Origin of the sequence: Pseudoalteromonas sp. C2R02 (assembly GCF_018860845.1) — a bacterium.
Classification (GTDB): domain Bacteria; phylum Pseudomonadota; class Gammaproteobacteria; order Enterobacterales; family Alteromonadaceae; genus Pseudoalteromonas.
Genome location: NZ_JAHKQC010000014.1, coordinates 1 through 3147 on the forward strand (window position 1 = coordinate 1; position 3147 = coordinate 3147).

The window sequence follows — 3147 nt, forward strand, 5'->3', positions numbered from 1 at the left end:
TATTGAATAGTTCATAACTAAATAAAATAAGCTTAAGCAATTGTTAAATGATATGTGCCTATTTAATACATTCGTATATGTAGTTGACTATACAGACTTTATTTTAAAAATATAATTAATGCTATATGCAAATAACATTTTCAAGTCTTGTTTGATGCACAAAGCCCATTTATATGTGTCCCTTTTTCAGCAGGGTTCTGTAAATCTTTATGTGAGATATTTGGTTGAATATATTGACTATTAACACAATTTAAAAGAGCTGATGCAGATGCTGATTTAGAAAAAACTCCTGTAACGACCATGAAAGCTGTGAGTAAATATAAGTAAGGTACAGCCATAATAAATTATCCTTAATATAAAGCTTTGTATTAAATCTTAAATATCGTATTCAGTGCTATTAAGATATTTTAAGATTGTAGAACTTAAGACGTACAAAAATCAATTAAGGTTTAAATCATTGAAAGTTTTGTAGAAGCAGCATTAAAAAATATACTGATATGTTTAAGATAATACAGTATTTCAACTGATAATCAGACACACTAAGGTGTGAGTATTGTTTGTCAGCTACCACTTTTGTTACCTAATCATCATGGCTTTTAGTTTGCCAAGGCTTATCTTTTAGCGTGAGAAAAAAATCAATAAAAGCACGGGTTTTAGCTGACATTAAAACTCGCTCCTTATAAGCAATATATAATTGGTAATCTTGTGAGGGCATGTCTAAGTTAAGAGGCTCTAAATGACCTATTTTAACTTTATCAGCTGCAACAAATTCTGGTAGTCTGATAACGCCTAAGCCTTTTAGGGCGGCTTTTAATAATGCAGCTGAACTGTCGATGTAGAAATGACCACTAACAGTGACAGAATGAATTTGCTTACCTTTAGTAAAGTAATATTGCTGGCTATTGGATGTGCATAAACAAGGTATGCTACTGAGTTGGTCAATTTGTGTAATTGATGGATAGTTGCTTAAAAACTCAGGACTTGCAAATAATCCACATTTAAAAGTAGCAAGTTTACGTGCGATATAATCACCGTCTGGGAGTTCGGAGCGGTTAACTAAAAATGCAACATCAAAATCTTTAATACCAAAACTATCTGACTGACCTACTAATTCACAATTAACTTCTATTTGTGGATATTGGAAACAAAAATCACTGATTAAATCTCCCACAATATTTGATAAATTCAGAGGAAGACTCACCTGTAATTTGCCACTAAGTTGATTTTTATGATCTAAAATTCCTTCTTCAGCTAGAGCAAGCTGTTTAAATAGCATTTGGTATTGCTTAACAAACTTTCGGCCATCATTTGTTAACTTGATGCCTCCTGTGCCTCGGTTAATTAACCGCATACCAATACTGTGTTCTAATGCTGTAATCCGCCGACTCACTTTTGATTTATTAATGTTGTGATGATTGGCTGCTGCGGTAATACCGTTAAATTCGACTACTGATAAAAATAGTTGAATGTCATTTAAGTTAAGTGAAAACATTTTAAAATTCCTTTTTATTCTATATTAAACAGCTGTTGCATTTTAGCAACGAAATGTTGCCTAAATAGAGATTTAAAGGTGTTTTAAATTCATTTAATCTATTTAAATACCTCGTAACACTTACTTTTTGCAACAAGAGCCAGTTTTACATAGTTTTTTAAAAGGATAAATTTAATGAATAAATCAACGGTTTTATATTTTAGTATCATCTTATTATTTAGTAGCATCAGTCATGCGACAAACGAAATGAAGCAAGTAACATTAGCTGAAGAGCAGCGATTAACTTTAGTGCTCGCTAAAAATAAACAAGGTGGTGAAAAGGCACAAAAAACTTATATAGATGGCGTATTTCGATTAGCGCAACACAACAACATAGATTCTTTAGCTTTGTTTTCAGTAACGCAAACTTTGGCAGGTGAATATCAACCTGAAGCCTTTGCTATGTATGCATGGCACAATGAAAAAGTGTCGACACAAGTAAGGCAAAGCGGTGATTACAAAACAAAATTAAAACCATTGCAAAAATTTGGCTGGGATGAGTTAGCAGCTGCAGATGTTGATATGAAAGACTTATCTCACTACCAATTTGACGAGGAGAAAACATATACTTTAGCTGAGGTGTGGCTCAAAGATGCGGCAGAATATGCTAAATATTATAAAGGTAGTGCCTTGTTTAGAGAAAAAATAGGAGCCAAAGTCATTTTTAAACATACGCCTAATGAATACAATAGTTTAAAACGCGGTGCTCAAGGTCCTGACTTTTTAATACTCGTTGAATGGCCAAATAAAAACGGGCCAATGCAATATGTGCAATCACCAGAATTCAAAAAGTACGAGAAATATATAACTGCAGGTGTTGAAAAGCTAGGTTGGTATGCCCTTCGTTTGAATAATGAAACAAAGCAAATTTATTAAATTAATTTGATTTAGGATACTGCAGGTATTGATATATCAACACATTTCATACAAGGTGAGCGCATTTTAATTCCAGTAGTTATCTTGCTTTTTATAAGCCTCACCCCCATTTATTTTCTTGTCTGATGTAATAAAAACAGTATAAAAAAGGATGATAGATGTTTAAGCAGTACCCTCTAAAGGATGTGAGTGATGACGTTTTAGCTAAAATTGGGCAAGGCGTATTAAATACTTATCATATTGATAATCTGTGTGATATTGATCGTAAAAAAGCGTTATCAAATGAAATTAAAGATTTATTGAAGTTTAACGAAGGTAACGATAGCGAGAGTTTAGCTAAGGTGCGCACTCGTAGGCAGTTACCAAACTCTATTACCGATGAAATGTTAATGCCAACGATATTTGAGTTTGAAAACGGACTTCTATTATTAGCAAGTGTATGGCGCAATGAAGCTGATGAAACTCTAATAGAAATATTTAGTGATCAGGTACTTGATTTAGTGTTATTGAAAACGGTTGTGCCAATACTTAACCAAGCATTTTCGTGGGCTTTGGCAAAATATATTAGTGTGTGGACAAAACCTGATACAGAAGCCGAAAAACAGCTTTTTGAGCTATCAGGCAGTATAGGCTGTGATAGTTTTCTTGCTGCGAATCAAAAGCAACTAGTGTTAACTTCAAATAGTGAACTAACTCTTCGGGCTTTTGACTTGGAAATCGACTGGCCTTGGTATGAGAAA

At 33.3% G+C, this 3147-nt stretch carries 3 protein-coding genes; 2 read left to right on the plus strand and 1 reads right to left on the minus strand.

Going from position 1 to position 3147, the window contains the following annotated elements; translation table 11 throughout:
- Positions 1–580: 580 nt before the first annotated feature.
- On the minus strand, positions 581–1492 hold the full coding sequence (locus KO527_RS04615) for a LysR family transcriptional regulator (protein WP_216039197.1): 912 nt from the start codon (positions 1490–1492) through the stop codon (positions 581–583).
- Between the two features lie 174 nt (positions 1493–1666).
- Between KO527_RS04615 and KO527_RS04620 the strand changes: the two genes are divergently transcribed.
- Positions 1667–2407: a DUF1330 domain-containing protein gene (locus tag KO527_RS04620; RefSeq protein ID WP_216039198.1), complete on the plus strand. Its 741-nt coding sequence runs from the start codon at positions 1667–1669 to the stop codon at positions 2405–2407.
- A gap of 158 nt (positions 2408–2565) precedes the next feature.
- Positions 2566–3147: hypothetical protein (locus tag KO527_RS04625; protein WP_216039199.1), on the plus strand; the 582-nt coding region annotated here is incomplete at its 3' end.